Genomic DNA, 18,579 nt, shown 5'->3' on the forward strand with positions numbered 1-18,579 from the left:
AATACCAATTTTTATAGTGCGATAACTGAGGAAAAAGTAACTAGTGTGCCTTATGAGGTCGCTAACTCGCGATCTCGATAGGTTTACCTAGAGACTTAATAATGACTGGTTGAGCCTCGAGTTCTAATTTTTTAGCTGCTCGCTTTCCAAGCATCCAAAAAACAAAGGCTCCAAATACGGCTCCAAAAATGGGTAGTAAATCTGAATAGTTACCCAATAAGTGTGCCATTTGATTTCCGCCAAATGCGCCTATAAATAGGCCTATGAGGGGGAGTATATAGACTAAGGCAGCTGCTTTTAAAATAACGCTTTCAGGCAAACCAAGCTTCAAGCGTTCGCCTTTAGCAAACTGCCTATCACTCTGAATCGAAAAACGTTGTACCTTAGGTGAGAAGGCTTTTGAAACTGCTGAAGTACCACAAGAATCACCACTTTCACAATGATTACAAGCGCTCTTCATCTCAACTTCCACGACTACCCATCCAGAGTTGCTATTAGCAACAACTCTGGCGACCTCTTCCATCATGACAAAACCTTCATTACTGTAACATGATACTCTTGGCGATACGGCTCAAGGTCTCAGCAGGCACCTTACCCACAGCAACCACTTCTGCATTGCCGACTCGCTCTGTCGCAAGCGATAATCCGTTGCGAGTCACTAGCTCATCAGGCAGTGGCGCCTCACCCGCCTTAGCAACGTATACAGAGATATGAGCTAGACCATCGCTTATGGCGATGTACTCAACCGCTTCTTTACTGCCTATGAGTCTGTGTTGATCTTTAATCAGCACCTTAAAACCTGCCGGTAACCAGCTAAACTGCCAGTCTTCACCACCGTCTCTGTCCGATTGAGACAGCACCGGAGGCCATTCTTGCTTGTAGGCTTCTTTTAGAATCGCAGGTACTTCATCGAGTACTAATAATTCAACCACTAACAACTGCTCTAAAAGTTGCTTGTCATCGCTAATCATGTCAAAACGTAGTGGTAAATAAGTATCCATATCCAACCAAACTTGATAACCATAGCGGTTATTGTCTATTGGAATAATTCGCACAAGCTGGCCTGGTCGTCCCGCAATTCGGCTACGACCGCCCAACACGAACTGATAGCCTTCTTCTAGCTTAGATACATCATCGGCTAATGCTCCGGGAATAACCCCCTGAATGCGATTAGAATGAACACTATAAGCAGGTTGGTCATGCTCAATAAAAGTGACGGTGTTACCCACACGCACGGCATTTTTAGGCGGTCCATTTAGGTGCTCTAAAAAGGCCACTTCTTGATCTTCGACTTTACCGTGAATATAAACCAGTGGGCGTATATGATCGGCCTGAAGTTGGATAAGGGATATTTTAAATTCTTGTTCACGCAGGGCTTGGCTCATATTCTCTAGCCAAGCTTTGGCGGGCATGTCCTCCCGCGCCATCGCGGGAAAACTCATGGCTATAATAGCCAATAGGATCAGACGCAAGCTAACTCCTCATTATTGAGCAACAGGTGTAGTATCGACCTCGCTATTGTCGTCGATATTCACTCCATTATTCAATCGTTGTTGCAACATATGATCTTGAATATAGGCATTAATACGTCGACGCTGGTCAGCAACCTGGTCATTAGTATAGCTTTGGCTCTGCTGTACCGCCCCCGTTTGAAGGCTTACAGGTGAAGCGCTACCAATTAATGGGCGCGTATTTAGCACTGGTAATGGAGAGTTTTCCATTAACGTGTCTTGGTTGTAGTTCTGCACACCAACTACGGCAACCAAAGCCACCGATGCAGCAATAGCATACTGACCAAATTGCTTAAACAACGGAATAATTTTACCCGCTGAAGAAACCTTTGGCTCTTGGGTTGCTACTGGCTGAGGCGCAACAATAGCAGGCTCATCATCAATAGCAGCCATAATGCTTGCGCTAAGATCCAAAGACATTGTCTTTGGCAACTCACCACGCATCGCATCACCAATTAAATGATAATCACGCCACTGTTCATGTGAATCTGCGTCAGCCGCTAATTCAGCTAACGTGTGCTCATCAATTTCACCATCGACAGCAGCAGATACCCATTCCTGACCTAACTTATCCATTATTCACCTATCTATTTAAGATGCTAACGTTCTAGCAACGGCTTAAGCTTTTTATCGATTGCTTCTCGGGCTCTGAAGATCCGTGATCTTACCGTCCCCACAGGGCAATCCATGACATTGGCAATCTCTTCGTAACTCATACCATCGAGTTCTCGCAGTGAGATAGCCATCTTCAATTCTTCTGGCAACGTGTCTAACGTGTCGAAGACAACCTTCTGAATCTCATCCGACAGTACTAGACGTTCTGGGGAGGCAAACTCCTTTAACGCATCACTGCCATCATAATATTCGGCTTCTTCGGCATCGACATCATTCGCTGGAGCACGACGCCCCTGAGCGACCAGATGATTCTTCGCAGTATTCACTGCAATGCGGTACAACCAAGTATAAAACGCACTTTCACCACGAAAGTTTGGTAGTGCTCGGTAAGCTTTAATAAAAGCTTCCTGCGAAACATCTGCAACGTCGGCCTGATTTCGTACGTAACGAGATATCAGATTTGCGACCTTGTTTTGATATTTCTGTACCAAAAGGTTAAAAGCGTTTTTGTCTCCACGCTGTACGCGCTCAACTAACTGTTGATCACTTATTTGTCCACTCATCCGAGCCGACTACTCCTAAATCTAATACTGATTTCTCAGCCGCTCGAATCATATTCACTTATGTAGACTAGCGAGTTTCAAAAAAGTTCTAAAAAATTTTGCAAAGATGTGATTTTCTTTTATGGAAGCTTTGATTTCTTTATATGCGACCTATGAAAGTATCCATATTCGGCGTCATGGTTTAACATAGTCGGACTCCCAGATAACTCTATGATACCTGATGAAACAAGTAGTTGAACACCAATCTGACGTTTTGGTTATCGGCAGTGGTGCCGCTGGTCTCACTTTAGCTTTGCATCTTGCTGAAAAATCTAAAGTTATTTTGCTTTCCAAAGGGCCACTCAGTGAAGGCTCAACCTATTATGCACAGGGCGGTATCGCCTCAGTCTTCGATGAAGATGACACAATTGAGTCTCACGTTGCCGACACATTAGTGGCCGGAGCAGGGCTTTGCGACGAGCCTGTTGTTAAATTTACCGCCGAAAATGCCAAAGCAGCAATGCAATGGTTAATTACTTGCGGCGTTGCCTTCGATAAAGAGGAACTGCCAGCTGGCAGTACTGCAGAAGCACCTTATCATTTAACCCGTGAAGGTGGTCATAGTCACCGACGTATTTTGCACGCTGCCGATGCAACTGGCAAAGAAGTGCAAGTGACCTTGCAAGACCGCGCGCGTAACCATCCTAATATTCAAGTGCTAGAAAGATATAACGCCATCGATTTGATTACTACACGTAAATTGAATCGTCCTGGTAACCGTGTTCAGGGCGCTTATATCTGGAACAGAAATGAAGAGCATGTTGAAACCGTTAAAGCACGCTTCGTCGCCTTAGCGACGGGTGGTAGCTCCAAGGTTTATCAATATACCTCTAACCCTGATATCGCATCAGGTGATGGCATTGCCATGGCGTGGCGCTCAGGTTGCCGCGTAGCAAACATGGAATTTAATCAATTTCACCCGACCTGTTTATACCATGCTGACGCGCGAAATTTCTTACTCACTGAAGCACTTCGCGGCGAAGGCGCATTTTTACGTCGCCCCGATGGCACCCGCTTTATGCCTGACTTTGATGAACGTGCAGAGCTTGCCCCGCGTGACATAGTAGCCCGTGCTATAGACTATGAAATGAAGCGTTTAGGCTCTGACTGTGTCTATCTTGATATCACTCATAAGCCTGCAGACTTTATCATTAAGCACTTCCCTACTATCCATAAGCGCTGCCTAGAGCTAGGAATTGATATCACTACAGATCCGATCCCTGTAGTACCTGCAGCCCATTATACTTGTGGTGGCGTGATGACTGACTTACACGGGCAAACCGACCTTAATGGCTTGTATGCTATTGGTGAAGTTGCCTATACCGGTCTGCACGGGGCAAACCGTTTAGCCAGTAACTCACTACTTGAGTGCTTAGTGTTTGCCAGAGCGGCGGCTGAGGATATTGAAAGTCAGCTAAATAAAATCCCTATGCCAGGCACTTTGCCTGCTTGGGATGAAAGCCAAGTATCTAACTCAGATGAGGAAGTGGTGATTGCCCATAACTGGCATGAGTTGCGTCTATTTATGTGGGATTACGTTGGCATTGTGCGCTCAGATAAACGTCTTGAGCGAGCACTGCGACGCTGCGTGATGTTACAGCAAGAGATCCAGGAGTATTACAGTAACTTTAGAGTTAGCAATAACTTGCTAGAGTTGCGTAACTTGGTACAGGTAGCTGAGCTGATTATTCGCTGCGCAATGGAGCGTAAAGAAAGTCGAGGCCTGCATTACAATATCGATCATCCAAACAAGGATGCCTCACCAAAACCAACGATTTTGCAGCCAGATTAGTCCCGTTATTAACTAAACTAGCTAGCTGTCAGCTCTGATAGGCTAACTGCAGTAGACGACATAAATGCCGATAATTTGTGTCGTCTAACATATCCGCCCATAGCACGAGTCTTTTCTTCCCCCCCATAATAGTGATATCAAACATTACCGCAAATGGTGTAATCACCGGCTTGCCCTGTATAACAAAATCTCTACCATCTTTAAATCTGCCTGCGCCATCCGCTTTTAGCACAAATTGACATTGCCAATACTTTAATCGATAAAGCTGCCAAATAAAAAAGCCACTGCAGGCGCAGAATAATAGCGACTTGAGCAAGATATAAAGGGTATTTTCAGCGTAAGGCCAAATAAGAAAAGAGCTTAAACAGATGAGGGCAACAACGGTCAGAGAGAGTCGCTGACCGTTTGATGAGGTTAGATCAAAACTATGCTGCTGGACGTCCACGAACTCTGATAATCATTTCGGCAAACGCAGAATTTGGACACTGTTCATGCCCCATAAACCAAGCAAACAACTCAGGATCTTCACATTCGAGCAGTGCAACAAAAACGTTTTTATCTTCTACCGATAAGGCTTCATATTGCTGCTCAACAAAAGGTTGAAATAGCACATCCAGCTCGAGCATGCCTCTGCGGCAAGCCCACTTAACTCTAGGTAACTTCATTGGTTCTTGGCTTGATTCAGACACAGTGAACACTCCAATTTTTTATCGTTTTTTATAGTAACGTTAGTGTATCAGTTGCTGAGTATTTGTGTCGATATCGAAACACTAGGAAAGAAATAACTCGCCTTATTCAACAAATAACTCTACCGATAAAGCTATCAACTGGGTTATTAAAATTTGTGAATTGCTGATTGGGGCAAAGCGGTTAACTAGGAAGTCCGCTTTTATGCAAAATACTATAACTGTTGTACAGACAAATCCTTACCCGCAAACAACTCTGTAAAATCAGTTTCTAGTAGGCGCTTAACTGCAGGGTGCTGGATCATGCGTTCAGCAAACATCACATGGTAGACCTCTTTAACTTCAGATGTTTCACCCAACAAAGTCATGCCATGAGCAAGAATATCTTGCTTATAAATCGATGGAGCAACAAAGATCCCCTGCTTAAAAAATCCAAACGACTTCATCATTGCAGCATCGTCAAATTCACCAAGAATGCTAACGTTTAAGGCTTTTTCATCGAACCAGCGCACCAACTGCTGACCAAGCGAAGTACGTCTTCCTGGAATAAGTAGCTTTCCCTGCTCTAAGCACTGAGGAAAAGGCTTGGAGTATGTTTCAGCAGAGAAGAAGGCGACTCCAGACTCACCTAATTGTTTAGATAAGATCTCAGGGTACTTCAAACTTTCCCCTGCACAATCGGATAGGATCATATCTAATTTATGCTCTCGTAGTCTTGTCATTAGGTCTTCGTGTGTCGCCTCATAGCAAGCTAGGTGCATAGAGCCATCACTCGGCACGACAGATAACAATACTCGACTTGTTAACGCTTTAGATAACGCCGCGGCGATTCCGACCTCAAATAAAATATTCTCATCTTTTTGATAGTTCAACAGATCTAACATTTCATAGCTGAGGCTAAACATCTTATCGGCATAACGAAATACTAATTCCCCCAGTTCGGTAGGCTCCAATGAACGACCGACTCGTTTAAACAAGCTTCCTTTAAGGCTGGCCTCTAATACTCTAATTTGTCCTGTAACCGTTTGAGGGGTTAAACATAACGCCTCTGCAGCCTTAGCAACAGTGCCTTTCTTTTGGATCATCCAGAAGTAATAGAGGTGATTGTAGTTTAGATTAGACATGGTGAACGCGGCCGTTTTGGATAAAAAAAGAGGCAACTAATATTGTTGCCTCGTTAATTAATCTAGGATTACTTAAGACGTTGGCAGTCTAATAATCCAGTCATTGCTGTCGTTAAATCATCTGTGGTTTTAATTTCTTTGGCTGAAAAAGCCTCCGCTAACCCCGCAACTAACACATCTCTATCTGGTAGATTGTCTTGGCAGAAAGTTCGGTTAGCCTCTTGGAAACGCTTACCACCTCGGTATTTTAGCGCGCGAGACTCATAACCATCACTTTCTAGTCTCTGACCCACTGCTGCGGCTTTATACATCAAAGCACCATCAACCACGCCTTCAAGGTAGTTTTGACATACAAGGCCATCAATATCTTGATTACAAACTTCAATTTGATTGGCCGATGCTACTGAGCTAAATCCCAATCCAACGACTAATGCTAATAGTGTGATTCTCATGCTTTCTCTCCTTTTTCAGGTAGCACCTTAGACAACCAGAAATAACCAATAAGTGCCGATGCTAGTGATCCCAATAAAATCCCTAATCTTGCGTAGTCACCGTACATTTGACTGTCGCCAGTAAAGGCTAGAGACGAAATGAACATTGACATAGTAAAACCAATACCACACATAACCGCCACAGGCGTAATGTGTCTCCAACCCATGCCTTCAGGCAATACAGCTAGCTTTAGCTTCACCGCTACAAAGCTAAACAACATAATGCCAAGTGGCTTACCTACGAGTAACCCTAGTGCAATACCTAATGGCACAGGAGACAATAGCGAGCTTAAACTCATGCCGCTTAAGTCAACACCAGCATTCGCGAAAGCAAAGATCGGTAGAATAATGAAGGTACTCCATGGGTGCAGGCTATGCTCTAAACTTTCAGATGGCGACGAGCCGTCTTTCGCTCGAAGCGGAATACAGAACGCAATAATTACACCAGCAAGTGTCGCATGGACACCGGACTTAAGTACTGCTATCCACAGGATCATACCCACTACACCGTATGGCGCTAATGATGTCACCCCTTTGCGGTTTAGGCCAATTAAGCCCACAATCGCTGCAGCTGCAATAACTAAGCTGATCGTCGATAAATCTGTGCTGTAGAACAAGGCGATAATCACCACGACGCCGAGGTCATCGATAATAGCCAGAGCTAACAGGAACACTTTTAGCGCAACTGGAACACGACTACCTAGCAACGCCATAATACCTAACGCAAACGCGATATCTGTCGCAGCCGGAATAGCCCAACCCGCTTGGGTTATCGGATCTGAGTAGTTGAATATAAGATAAACGGCCGCAGGAAAAACCATACCACCAATCGCTGCAAACGTAGGCAAAGACGCCTGCGCTCGACTAGACAAGGCGCCTTCGAGTAGCTCTCTTTTCACTTCCAAGCCGATAAGCATGAAGAAAATAGCCATCAAGCCGTCGTTGATCCAATGAATAAGTGTCTTATCGATATCTAGGCTACCAAGCCTAACTTGCATTTCTGTTTCCAGAAATCCTTGATACATACCCGATAAAGGTGAATTCGCAAAAATCATTGCTACCACGACGGAAATCATCAATAAGATGCCGCCTGCCGATTCCTGGCTTAGAAAATTCCTAATTGCCCGTTCCATTAATACGCTCCATAAAATCTCAATACTTCGAGTCTAGCTGAATACGATTAACCTGAATAATCGTTTGCGTCAGCTACAAACATCGGAATATCCGAAGTATCGAGTCTAGTCCTAGTAAGAATAAATATCAAACATCAACAGAATAATCACGTTTTAAAAACTCACAATAACAATAAAGTGCTGAAGATCACACTTTTTTAGCAAGTAAAACGGCGATCTATATTGTAAGTCTATTTTTCCTTAAAAGTGAGAGCTTAAATAACATACTTTCAAGGCTTCGAAAATATCGAGCAATCGCTCGATTTATCAGCAACAACTAACTGAAGCAAAGCTGAAAACAGACTTAAGGCACCAAAAAATCAGGAGTTTTTTACAGATATAATTCAGTTTGAAGCGGGAAAGTATAAGAAGTGATTTTAGAGAGGCTAACGCACTTAATAACAAAAACTCGCCGTTCGGCGAGTTTAAAATCTGGTTTTTAACAAGTTAACTACACTGAAAAAGGATAGCTAATTGCTTCGTGATGCTCGTAACCTGTCACCTCAAAATCATCCATTGTTACCCAAGTTTCAAGATCTTCAAGTGACTTTATATCAGGATTAATGACAAGTTTAGGAGAATTAAAAGGTTCACGCTTAAGCTGAACATCCTGCATCAACTCTAACTGATCTTCATAAATATGGGCGTTGACGATCTTATGGTAAGCCTTTCCCGCTTTAAAACCGGTGATCTGCGCCATTAACGCCAGCAAGGTAAATACCTGCACTTGGTTAAAGTTAAGCCCTAATGGCACATCACATGAACGCTGAAAACTGGTTAGGTGTAGAGTATCGCCTACTAACGAGAAGTTATGGGTGTGCATACAAGGTCTCAAACAGCCCATATGAAACTCACCTGGGTTATAAAAGCTTAGGATCTCGCCTCTATCATCTATTCCCTGTGATAAGTCATCAACAATTTTACGTAATTGATCTATGCTTCCGCCATCAGGCTTACTCCAAGCGCGGCCTTGCACACCATACACGCGCCCCATATCGTCAGTACCTTTACGATGTGGGTTATCGAGCCATGCTTGGTTATCGTTAGCATTGGCGTTCCAAGTGTTGCAACCTATCGCCCTAAAATCAGCAGCATTGTCATATCCACGAATGTAACCGAGCAGCTCTGCTATTGCCGCTTTATAAAAACTCTTACGGGTCGTAATAAGTGGGAACTCATTTTTATCTACATGATAAACCAAGTCAGCATTAATCACGGTGAGGCAACGTTTACCCGTTCGACTATTCTCCACCCAAGTTCCTTCATCAATGATTCGCTGACAAAGATCTAAATACTGTTTCATGATTATCTACCTATAAAAAGAGTTGCTGAGCTTACTCTCAGCGCCAACCAAAGAAATACTAGCAATAATAGCTCAATAGAACATTATGCTAAAACAAGTTTAAGACCAACTAGGGCAAGGAAGACGGCAAAAAAACGCTTCAATTTCACCGTTGGTAAATTAGTTGCTGCCCGCGCGCCCACTGGTGCCATCAACATAGACGTCGAAACAATGCCTACCAATGCAGGTAAATAGATGTAGCCTAGGGTCCAATCCGGTAGGCTGCTTGTATTCCACCCCGCTAGCGTATAACCAATACTGCCAAACGAGGCGATTAATAAGCCTGTTGCCGCAGAGAAACCAACGGCATACCGCATCTGTAAACCGCACCAGGTTAAAAACGGCACTAAAAGCACTCCACCGCCGATCCCCATCAACGCAGCAATTATTGCTATACATGTGGCAGCAAAAAATAAGCTAATTGGGCCCGGCATAGCCCGATTAGATTCAGCTTTAAACGGGAATGCCATTTGCACGGCCATCAAGATAACAAACAGTGCAAAAATTTGTTGTAATGATTTAGCGGGGATCATTTCAGAGATAAAACCTGAACACATTGCTCCTAACACGAAGCCTGGCAGCATGGATTTAAATAACGGCCAAGGAATGTTTTCTCGTTTATGGTGAGCACGAGCAGAAGAGAGCGAAGTGAGAATAATTGCGGCTAAAGAGGTGGCAATCGCAACATGGGGTAAGCTTTCTGGCGCAATGCCGATTTGTGGCAGGATATGCAGCAATGCAGGAACCGCAATCAGACCACCACCGATCCCAAGCAGTCCGGCCATAAAGCCAATTCCCGCACCTAGCACTAGGCAGATGCACAATATATATAGCCAGCTTTCCACAAGCGCTACCTTTATTCGTTATTATTTATAAAGCTTAAAGCAATCAAGTTGCAGTTAATAGAGTATTGGCTGTTTTAACTCAATACCGATGCCAGACCCTTTTGCTCACAATACTGGCTCACGAGTATCCTCACCTCTTCACCACTATTAAGCTTTAATACATCATCCAATAACTGATTCAACTCAGTTTGGGAAACCCGTCTCAATAGATAATTGATCCGCGCTAAGCTGGCTTGGTTCATACTCAGTTGCTCGTACCCCATGGCAATTAACAACACCGCACCTAGAGGTTCACCTGCCAACTCGCCACAAACGCTAATCGGCAACTTATGCTCGTTACAACGTTCGACTGCAAACTTAAGTGCTCTCAGCACTCCGGGATGATAGCTATCAAACAAAGGACTCACGCTTGGATTATTACGATCTACCGCTAGCAGGTATTGGGTTAAATCATTCGAACCTACTGAGACAAAGTCCACCCGTTTAGCAACTTCATCGAGCTGATACAGCAGCACAGGGACTTCCAGCATGATGCCCACTTTTGGCATAGTGATTAACTTACCTAATTCAGCAGTTAACTCTTGGCAGGCTTGCTCTAAATAGATAAGCGCTAAATCGACCTCTTCGAGGCTACTGACCATAGGGAGGAGGATATGTAATTGCTGTGAGCCTATCGCTGCTTGCAACATGGCACGAAGTTGAATAAGAAACAACTCCGGATGATCCAGTGACAGACGAATACCACGCCAACCTAGAAACGGGTTATCTTCCACGATAGGGAAATAGTCTAGGGGTTTATCTCCCCCGACATCAAGGGTACGCATCACTACGGGCTTGTCGCCTGCAGCTTTTAGGACTTTTCTATAAATCTCAAGCTGCTCTATCTCACCAGGAAAGCACTGCTTGAGCATAAACAGGATCTCGGTACGATACAGCCCGATACCATCTGAGTCGCTACCAGTTTCAGAGTCAACACTAGAGAGTAAGCCACTATTAATATACAGATAAATTCTTTTACCATCTGAGGTAACAGTTTTTAAAGATAGCTCTTTGGCATACTGACGCTGCTGCTCGACTTGTGCAGCAATTAAGCTCTGATATTCAGAGAGTACAAATGCGGTAGGCTCAATAATCACCTGACCACGATTAGCGTTGATGATTATTTGCGACTGGTCAATGTTAGCGCTTAAGATGCCATCGACACCAATTATCGCAGGCACTCCCATTGCTCGAGCAAGAATAGAGGCGTGGGAATTAGCCCCACCAAACTCGGTCACAATACCGGCAAGCTTTTGTCTTGGAAATTCAGCTAACAGCGTAGTGCTCGCTTCACGCGCAATTAAGATAACAGGAGTTTCTGGCTCTAAAAAAATCTTATTAGGCTCAATCAACTGCCTAAGCACCCTTTGCCCCAGATCTCTTATGTCACTAGCCCGCTCTTTTAGATACAGATCACTCATCGACTCAAAGTGTTCTATATAGCGTTTTGACACACGACAAACCGCGGTTTCAGCGCACCAACCAGAGCTAACGTCTTTAATGTACTCGCCGCCTAGACTGCCTTTTTCAAGTAACAGTAACAAGGCATTAAATATAGACGCGGCCTCTTCATCTTTCTCTCTGTCAAAACGCTGCGATAAACCAACTAATAAGTCTTTACTGCGGTTCATTGCTTCTTGAAGACGAAGTAACTCAGCAGCGATTGACTGTGCTCTGTTCTCTACAAGATCAAAAGAGATCTGCCCACCAAGCACTAACGCCTTAGCTATCGCGATCCCTTTTGACGCTTGAGTTCCTGTGTAATAACGCTGCAACAGGCTATCGTCAGACTTGCTCCTATGAGTCAGCCCCTTTATAGCCACGGCGAGTTGCGCCGCGAGAGTCATTAAAAATGCTTCTTCTCCTTCACTAAATTGCCGCGCTTGAACTTGCTGAACAACGATGACACCTATCACCAATTTTTGATAAACGATGGGCACAGCAAGAAAAGCGCTATAAGCTTCTTCGGCAACTTCAGGGAGTAACTTAAATCTAGGATGTGTAGCCGCGTCGGCTAAGTTAATGGCTTCTTCACGCTGGGCAACAAGCCCGACTAAGCCTTGAGTAATGGGGAGTTTTACACGATTAACTGCTGAAGGATCTAGGCCATCGGTCGCTGAAAGAACAAGGTGTTGCTCTTCTATAATATAGATTGAGCAACATTCGGTCTTCATAGCTTGTTTGGTTTGCGTAACCAGCAACTCTAACGCGTATTGAAGGTCGCGAGCTGAAGCTACTGCTTGTGTGATATCTCTAAGTGTTTTGAGCACTAACGCAAACCTCCCTATTTAGTTTCTACGCATACCTCGTCTTCTGTTATTCGACTCTTTAACCTGTAGAGGTAAAGTGGTCACCGCAAACTCTTTCATGACTTTACGGTAAACATCTCTTTTAAAAGAAACGACTTGTCTTACTGGATACCAATAACTCACCCAACGCCAATCATCGAACTCTGGATGACCACTTGCGTTAAGATCTATAGCAGTTTCGGCACTTTTCAATTGTAGCAAAAACCACTTCTGTTTTTGCCCTATACACACGGGTTTACTATCTTGTCTGATTAACCGCTTAGGTAGCCTATAGCGTAACCATGATCGCGTCGATGTTAGAATTTGCACATGTTCTGGCTTTAATCCTACTTCTTCGTATAACTCACGATACATGGCCTCTTCTGCTGACTCTCCATCGTCAACGCCACCCTGAGGAAATTGCCAGGAATGTTGGCCAAATCGTCTTGCCCACATAACCTGCCCAAAGCGATTACAGATAATGATGCCCACATTTGCGCGAAAGCCGTCACTATCAATCACATGGACTCCGAACTATTAACTATTAATCTTTCGATTGTTTCACAAAGCGTGTCCGGCGGCAAATATCTGTTAACCACATTTCTTTGGATAAATCCTCTTTAATGCCAACCTTATCAACAGAGCGGTTACTGAATAACTCATGATATCCACAAAAACTGTGGATATCTCTGTTGGAAACTCAATTAAAGTCTAAGAACTTATGCTTTAAGGCTGAATTAACTAATTTTACACAGACAAACAAATGACATACATATACCTTTAAATCAACAACTTAAAATTAAAGGTAAAACCAATTATAGCTACCCCACTTATAATCGATTACTTTTTAACCAATGAAATTAAATCCCATAAACTGATAAATGACTTAAGGGTGTTATTCACAAGTGCAATAGTTTAGCGCTATAAAAAAGCCAAAAAGCGCTAAATAATTGCATTGACAGATCACATTTATTTCAGTAGTGAGTCAATAGATTGGAGTTATCCAACAAATCTGTGGATAACTATGTTGGAAAAAGCGGGAAAGCAGTGGTGTAACTCTACAACTAATGAATAAAAGCATTGCCACAAAAACAAGATCACCCTGCAATTCATGAACTTAGATAAATTATTCTCCATTCTCTTCAACAAAATGAACCAGTGTTTGTTTTTTATCCAGTTTAATTAACGCCGTTACTCAGGTAAAATTACCCACATGAAGAAATCACTCCACTCTCCAAATAGCATCGCAGAATTGATGCAACGCGCTGAATCCATGGCAGGATTAACCCTAGGCCAACTCGCGCATTTTCATGGCATCGAGATGCCTCAAGATTTAAAACGCCATAAAGGCTGGGTTGGTCAATTAATAGAGCTGGAACTCGGCGCCTTGGCGGGCTCAAAGCCTGAACAGGATTTTGTACATTTGGGTGTAGAGCTGAAGACGATTCCAATCAGCCGTCTAGGCAGAGTATTGGAAACGACCTATGTGACTGTCGCTCCACTTACCAATATACAAGGCTTAACTTGGGAAGACAGTGTTGTGTGCCATAAGCTACAGCAGGTTCTGTGGATCCCAGTACAAGGTGATCGAGAGATCCCATTAGCCGACCGTCAAATTGGCTCACCTATTCTGTGGCAGCCATCGATTGAAGAAAGCGAACTTCTCAAGCAGGACTGGGAAGAGATAATGGAATTTATCTCAATGGGCCAAGTCGACAGGGTCACTGCTCGTCATGGTGAAGTTTTACAGTTACGACCAAAGGCTGCAAATAGCCAAGTACTAACTGATAGTATTGGACGCGATGGAGAGCTCACCCAAACTAACCCTAGAGGTTTTTATTTAAAAACCCAATTTACCCAAAAAATACTTTCACAGCTGCTTTAAGCGGTTTTTGTTTCAAAAATCACACTCATTTGACTTAGATCACAAATACTACTGGTAAAAGTAGGGAGATATTCTATAAAATGGCGCCTCCTAAAATTATGTAGTATTTGGATACCCCTTTAATAGTGAAAGCACATATACAAGCGAAGAAATTAGCCTTTGCTATGTTCGCTTGGACTACAGCCATGGCGGCTTTCGTATTCTTTAGATACGCGCAAACTCCAGAACTTCCACAGTGGGCCATTGGTTCCGCTGACTTAGCCACGCTTTCTATTTATATGGGTATTATTTTCGGTAGCCTTCACTGGATGTCGAACTTAATTGCCGACTTTAGTGCAATCAATCGCTTACCTTATGTTTTCTCTGTAGTTTTTAAGGGCTTATTCCTACTTTTAGGCGCCACTACGCTGGCTTATATTACTCAATACCTAAATATGTGGGCCATTGAGAATCATATGACCACCTTGCGCCAAATGTTAACTGCGCACATTCTCTATAGTCCTTCATTCCAAGCACTGATTGTTTATTTGGTTGTGGTTCGTGTTGGCCTAGCTTTTATTGAACAGATGGCGTTACTCGTTGGCCCTAGAGTGCTGTTTAATATAGGTTTAGGTAAATACCATAAGCCAAGATATGAGCAACGATTATTTCTTTATTTAGATATGGTGGCCTCAACCACTCATGCAGAGTCTCTTGGTGATTATCGTTTTAGCCGTTTAATCCAAGATAGCTTTAGCCTGTTAGCCGACACCGTGACTAACAATGAGGCTGAAATATATCGCTATATGGGCGATGCGGTATTAATCCACTGGCCACTCAAAGACGGGATTAAAGAAGATCGATGCTTCAATATTTATCATGAGTTCAGTCAGCAGCTTAGCTGGCAGAGACAATATTTTGAAGAACAGTACGGCTTTGTTCCAAAATTTAAAGCTGCAGCTCACTGTGGGCAAGTCGTAGCTGCGGTTGTTGGTGTACAGAAGCAAGAGATTAGCTTTTTTAGCGACGTACTTAACACCTTAGCGCGACTGCAAGATCAGTGTAATCCTCTAGGGCAGCGCATGCTTATTTCAGGTTCATTACAGTCACGATTGGAATATAGCGACTCACAATATAACCTAAACAGCCTAGGTCCCATTAAGCTAAAAGGTAAGCAGCACTCCATCGAAGTCTTTGGTGTTTCGCCTAAAAATACCTAGTACATCAATGCTCAAAACTTATAGCCAAAAAAGCCGATAGTAATATCGGCTTTTTTGTTTGATCTTATAGCGAATCTGATTGTTGCAACAGCTTTTGGATCTCTAATCCCAAGGTTCTGAAGGTCAGGATCCGACTCGACGTTTGTCGCCAGACTAAGCCAATATCTCGATAAGGGGTTTCACCTGGTGGCGCCATTGTCGTCAGATCGGTATTATTCAAAATCCCCGCATCAATAGCCATCTGTGGCAGAAAGGTGGTACCCAGTTTACAGTTCACCATTTGCACTAAGGTATGCAAACTCGTAGCTGCAAACGGATTAATCTTAACGCTCTCCCCTAACTGACACGCCGTTATCGCATGTCCAGTAATACAATGCTCAGCCTGTAACAGGAAGATACTCTCATCGGGCAAATCTTGGTAGTCAATCGGCTCGTGGATCTCATCTGTTAAATCTTTATGTACCACCATCTTAAACGGGTCAATGCCCACCTTCATGCTATGGAAACCGCTGGTATCCACAGGAAGAGCTAGCAACAACAGATCTAACTCTCCTTTGCCTAGTGCATCAATCAGCCTATCTGTGGTGTCTTCTTTTAAAAATAGCGTCAGCTCAGGGTAAACCTGCTTGCAATGTTGAACCACATTACTCAGCAGAAAAGGGGCAATTGTTGGAATACAACCTAAACGGATCTCTCCAGTCATAGGCTCACCTTGGTGCTTAACTAGCTCGACAAGATCATCAACATCAGTCAATAACTTACGCGAACGCATCACGACCTCTTCGCCAATAGCGGTAAAGATAAATGATTTATGATCCCGTTCAATAAGTTGGTGTCCCAACTGTTCTTCAAGGTTTTGAATACCGCTAGACAAGGTCGATTGACTAACATGACAGATTTTGGCCGCTCTATTAAAATTCTGCTCTTGATGTAGATTCACCAAATAGAACAGATTTTTTAAACTCGGGAGATGTTTCATAAAACAGATTACCAACGACATTATTTATCTATAAGTTCAATCTAACTCTAGCATAAATCTGTTAGTGAACCTTTAACTAGCTTGATTAGTTTGTGAACTGAATCAAAAATGTACAAGATAATCGACTAACACAAGTAAATTTTGGATAAAAAAATAGCGCAGTGGGAAACCCAAGCTGCGCTATTAAATACAAGAGTCGGTTTAGTTAAACCTTAGACTCCAAATATTCTTTTAATTGCTGTAGATCTTTCGATGCATATTCAACAATTTCATTTAACCATACTGCGTGTTCTTGTTCCCAAGCCGCATCTTCGCCATGCTGTAATAACTGAGCGTATTGTTGAATACGCTTAAGACCTACTGAACCCGCCGCGCCTTTAAATTTGTGCGCTTCGCTGCAAAGTGTATCTTTATCATTTGCCTGCTGTGCACTGACTAAATTGCCAACGTATTCAGGCATAAGTTGTTCAAACAAAACGACGCTTTTAAGTAGCGTACCTGCACCAATTGCACTGCAGTATTGCTCCAGTGTATTAAGATCTAAGATTGATTCTAATTCAGCTGCTGCCATTTAGGCACCTCTCAAAATATTGTCGTGTATACAAAAACTCGATTTTACCACATAATACCCGCTAAAATCTTAGGCGCAACAACTAGTGTCATATGAGTCTAAAATTCCCGCCAATTTAACTATTTAACAACATCAAATTAAACAAAATCACTATAAGCCATAGGATTAATAGCTAACACTGAATATTTTTCACTCAACAAAGTTAAGCAGCAGGGTCTTGCTCAATCTCAAGATAAGCTCCTTGACCACCTTTAGCTTCTAGATCGTCAACAATAGCGACGAGACCATTCCAACGATAAGCACACCAATCAGGCCCTAATAGCATTGGCTTTTTCGCATAAGCCGTCACGCGGTGAAATATCACCTCTTTAGGGGTTCGGCGAATTAACTCGCCTACGCTATAAGCATAGTCCTCTAGCTCAAGCAGACTCATCTTATTATTGCGCCATGCTTTAGCCATGGTGCTGCCTTCAACAATGTGCAATGGATGTATCTTCATTCCATCAACACCGACGCTCAATACCTTATCAAGTGTTTGCAGGTAATCTTGATGCTCTTCACCCGGTAAGCCCAAGATCAAGTGAGTGCATACTTTAATGCCAAGCTTACGCGCACGAATAACCGTATCTTCATAAGCGGCAAAATCATGACCACGATTGATCTTCTTCAGCGTCTTATCATTAGCTGACTGTAGCCCTAGCTCCAACCAAACATCAACACCATCGTTTTGGTAGCCAACTAATAACTCTAGCACCTCATCGGGAACACAATCTGGGCGAGTGCCAACACAAAGGCCAACGATGTCGCTATCTTGAATAGCCTCATCGTACTTTTGCTTTAATACTAGGTACTCATCATAGGTACTGGTATAAGCCTGAAAATAAGCGATGTACTTAGAGGATTTAGAAGATAATCGCTCTCTGCCTTGAGCCAGTTGCTCTTGAATAGATAGCTCGGTCTTATGCTCGTGGCTAAAAGATGCCACATTGCAATAGGTACAACCGCCCTTTCCCAAAGTGCCATCACGGTTCGGGCAAGTAAACTTTGCATCGATTGTCAGCTTACGGATCCGCTCGCCATATTTTTGCTTACACACACCACCGAAGGTATTTACGTAACTATCCAGTCCCAACTGCAATATCACCTAGCCAATGAATTTGCGCTATTTTAACCAGTTCTAAAAAACATTAATTAGCGCTAGCTCAAATAACCGTAATACCGAGCAGTTAGACTGTCTGCTGTTAGTTAACAACTTTAGCGGTTATCAATGCATAAATAATCACAAGTTGCAGTGATTATCATTTCACTGTATTTGCAATAAAAATCACTTTACTGAAATCAAGTACAATCAACCAATTTGTTACAAAACCGTAAACAATAGAAAGGGGTGAATTTAAAATTCTTTTTATTCATAAGGTTATACGTGCAATTTTACAGT

Annotated in this window: 19 protein-coding genes; 3 read left to right on the forward strand and 16 right to left on the reverse strand. The window is 43.1% G+C overall.

Features of this window, described 5'->3' with window-relative positions:
• Window positions 1–61 precede the first annotated feature (61 nt).
• From K5Q73_RS10175 to rpoE, 4 genes are read right to left on the reverse strand one after another with little or no spacing between them, the layout of a single operon-like run.
• Complete coding sequence (locus K5Q73_RS10175) at window positions 62–526, reverse strand: SoxR reducing system RseC family protein (protein WP_220764369.1); 465 nt, start codon at window positions 524–526, stop codon at window positions 62–64.
• Window positions 527–539: 13 nt separating this feature from the next.
• Window positions 540–1,472, reverse strand: coding sequence for a MucB/RseB C-terminal domain-containing protein (locus K5Q73_RS10180; protein WP_220764367.1), 933 nt, complete (start codon window positions 1,470–1,472; stop codon window positions 540–542).
• Window positions 1,473–1,484: 12 nt separating this feature from the next.
• Complete coding sequence (locus K5Q73_RS10185; RefSeq protein WP_220764365.1) at window positions 1,485–2,087, reverse strand: sigma-E factor negative regulatory protein; 603 nt, start codon at window positions 2,085–2,087, stop codon at window positions 1,485–1,487.
• A gap of 23 nt (window positions 2,088–2,110) precedes the next feature.
• Window positions 2,111–2,689 carry an RNA polymerase sigma factor RpoE gene (rpoE, locus tag K5Q73_RS10190; RefSeq protein WP_202720438.1) on the reverse strand — a complete coding sequence of 193 codons (579 nt, stop codon included), beginning with the start codon at window positions 2,687–2,689 and terminating at the stop codon, window positions 2,111–2,113.
• Window positions 2,690–2,909: 220 nt separating this feature from the next.
• Between rpoE and nadB the strand changes: the two genes are divergently transcribed.
• Window positions 2,910–4,520 carry an L-aspartate oxidase gene (nadB, locus tag K5Q73_RS10195; RefSeq protein WP_220764363.1) on the forward strand — a complete coding sequence of 537 codons (1,611 nt, stop codon included), beginning with the start codon at window positions 2,910–2,912 and terminating at the stop codon, window positions 4,518–4,520.
• A gap of 28 nt (window positions 4,521–4,548) precedes the next feature.
• Here nadB and K5Q73_RS10200 read toward each other — a convergent pair whose 3' ends face one another.
• The 9 genes from K5Q73_RS10200 to rppH all read right to left on the reverse strand — a co-directional run bounded on the left by K5Q73_RS10200 (window position 4,549) and on the right by rppH (window position 13,029).
• Window positions 4,549–4,965 (reverse strand): protein YgfX, encoded by a 417-nt coding sequence (locus K5Q73_RS10200; RefSeq protein WP_220764361.1) that lies wholly within the window; start codon window positions 4,963–4,965, stop codon window positions 4,549–4,551.
• A complete protein-coding gene (locus K5Q73_RS10205; RefSeq protein ID WP_220764469.1) occupies window positions 4,946–5,185 on the reverse strand; it encodes a succinate dehydrogenase assembly factor 2 in 240 nt (79 codons plus the stop codon). The genes K5Q73_RS10200 and K5Q73_RS10205 overlap by 20 nt, the downstream gene beginning before the upstream one ends.
• Window positions 5,186–5,421: 236 nt before the next feature.
• Window positions 5,422–6,330, reverse strand: coding sequence for a transcriptional activator NhaR (nhaR, locus tag K5Q73_RS10210; RefSeq protein ID WP_220764352.1), 909 nt, complete (start codon window positions 6,328–6,330; stop codon window positions 5,422–5,424).
• Between the two features lie 68 nt (window positions 6,331–6,398).
• Window positions 6,399–6,782, reverse strand: coding sequence for a hypothetical protein (locus K5Q73_RS10215; RefSeq protein ID WP_220764351.1), 384 nt, complete (start codon window positions 6,780–6,782; stop codon window positions 6,399–6,401).
• Window positions 6,779–7,954 (reverse strand): Na+/H+ antiporter NhaA, encoded by a 1,176-nt coding sequence (gene nhaA / locus K5Q73_RS10220; RefSeq protein WP_220764349.1) that lies wholly within the window; start codon window positions 7,952–7,954, stop codon window positions 6,779–6,781. The genes K5Q73_RS10215 and nhaA overlap by 4 nt, the downstream gene beginning before the upstream one ends.
• Before the next feature lie 490 nt (window positions 7,955–8,444).
• The gene (locus tag K5Q73_RS10225; protein WP_220764347.1) at window positions 8,445–9,296 is read right to left on the reverse strand and encodes a thymidylate synthase; all 852 of its coding nucleotides are present in this window, start codon (window positions 9,294–9,296) and stop codon (window positions 8,445–8,447) included.
• Window positions 9,297–9,379: 83 nt separating this feature from the next.
• Entirely contained in the window at window positions 9,380–10,180 is an 801-nt protein-coding gene (locus K5Q73_RS10230; protein WP_220764345.1) for a sulfite exporter TauE/SafE family protein, read from the reverse strand.
• A 74-nt stretch (window positions 10,181–10,254) separates the two neighbouring features.
• A complete protein-coding gene (ptsP, locus tag K5Q73_RS10235; RefSeq protein ID WP_220764343.1) occupies window positions 10,255–12,489 on the reverse strand; it encodes a phosphoenolpyruvate--protein phosphotransferase in 2,235 nt (744 codons plus the stop codon).
• 18 nt (window positions 12,490–12,507) lie between these two features.
• Window positions 12,508–13,029, reverse strand: coding sequence for an RNA pyrophosphohydrolase (rppH, locus tag K5Q73_RS10240; protein ID WP_220764341.1), 522 nt, complete (start codon window positions 13,027–13,029; stop codon window positions 12,508–12,510).
• A gap of 691 nt (window positions 13,030–13,720) precedes the next feature.
• On the opposite strand from rppH, the gene mutH reads away from it, so the two are divergent.
• Window positions 13,721–14,392 carry a DNA mismatch repair endonuclease MutH gene (gene mutH, locus K5Q73_RS10245; RefSeq protein WP_220764339.1) on the forward strand — a complete coding sequence of 224 codons (672 nt, stop codon included), beginning with the start codon at window positions 13,721–13,723 and terminating at the stop codon, window positions 14,390–14,392.
• Window positions 14,393–14,517: 125 nt separating this feature from the next.
• On the forward strand, window positions 14,518–15,591 hold the full coding sequence (locus tag K5Q73_RS10250; protein ID WP_220764337.1) for an adenylate/guanylate cyclase domain-containing protein: 1,074 nt from the start codon (window positions 14,518–14,520) through the stop codon (window positions 15,589–15,591).
• A 64-nt stretch (window positions 15,592–15,655) separates the two neighbouring features.
• Here K5Q73_RS10250 and oxyR read toward each other — a convergent pair whose 3' ends face one another.
• The 3 genes from oxyR to K5Q73_RS10265 form a co-directional block, all read right to left on the reverse strand.
• Window positions 15,656–16,570 carry a hydrogen peroxide-inducible genes activator gene (oxyR, locus tag K5Q73_RS10255; RefSeq protein WP_220764335.1) on the reverse strand — a complete coding sequence of 305 codons (915 nt, stop codon included), beginning with the start codon at window positions 16,568–16,570 and terminating at the stop codon, window positions 15,656–15,658.
• Between the two features lie 205 nt (window positions 16,571–16,775).
• Window positions 16,776–17,141 carry an Hpt domain-containing protein gene (locus tag K5Q73_RS10260; RefSeq protein WP_220764333.1) on the reverse strand — a complete coding sequence of 122 codons (366 nt, stop codon included), beginning with the start codon at window positions 17,139–17,141 and terminating at the stop codon, window positions 16,776–16,778.
• A 202-nt stretch (window positions 17,142–17,343) separates the two neighbouring features.
• Window positions 17,344–18,273, reverse strand: a complete 930-nt coding sequence (locus K5Q73_RS10265; protein ID WP_220764467.1) for a TIGR01212 family radical SAM protein — start codon at window positions 18,271–18,273, stop codon at window positions 17,344–17,346.
• Between the last annotated feature and the right edge of the window lie 306 nt (window positions 18,274–18,579).

The organism is Shewanella sp. MBTL60-112-B2, assembly GCF_019655055.1.
Lineage (GTDB): Bacteria > Pseudomonadota > Gammaproteobacteria > Enterobacterales > Shewanellaceae > Shewanella.

Coding starts and splice junctions, on each gene's coding strand:
- K5Q73_RS10175 (WP_220764369.1), bottom strand. CDS start 526: ATGATGGAAGAGGTCGCCAGAGTTGTTGCTAATAGCAACTCTGGATGG.
- K5Q73_RS10185 (WP_220764365.1), bottom strand. CDS start 2,087: ATGGATAAGTTAGGTCAGGAATGGGTATCTGCTGCTGTCGATGGTGAA.
- rpoE (WP_202720438.1), bottom strand. CDS start 2,689: ATGAGTGGACAAATAAGTGATCAACAGTTAGTTGAGCGCGTACAGCGT.
- nadB (WP_220764363.1), top strand. CDS start 2,910: ATGAAACAAGTAGTTGAACACCAATCTGACGTTTTGGTTATCGGCAGT.
- K5Q73_RS10205 (WP_220764469.1), bottom strand. CDS start 5,185: ATGAAGTTACCTAGAGTTAAGTGGGCTTGCCGCAGAGGCATGCTCGAG.
- nhaR (WP_220764352.1), bottom strand. CDS start 6,330: ATGTCTAATCTAAACTACAATCACCTCTATTACTTCTGGATGATCCAA.
- K5Q73_RS10215 (WP_220764351.1), bottom strand. CDS start 6,782: ATGAGAATCACACTATTAGCATTAGTCGTTGGATTGGGATTTAGCTCA.
- nhaA (WP_220764349.1), bottom strand. CDS start 7,954: ATGGAACGGGCAATTAGGAATTTTCTAAGCCAGGAATCGGCAGGCGGC.
- K5Q73_RS10225 (WP_220764347.1), bottom strand. CDS start 9,296: ATGAAACAGTATTTAGATCTTTGTCAGCGAATCATTGATGAAGGAACT.
- mutH (WP_220764339.1), top strand. CDS start 13,721: ATGAAGAAATCACTCCACTCTCCAAATAGCATCGCAGAATTGATGCAA.
- oxyR (WP_220764335.1), bottom strand. CDS start 16,570: ATGAAACATCTCCCGAGTTTAAAAAATCTGTTCTATTTGGTGAATCTA.
- K5Q73_RS10260 (WP_220764333.1), bottom strand. CDS start 17,141: ATGGCAGCAGCTGAATTAGAATCAATCTTAGATCTTAATACACTGGAG.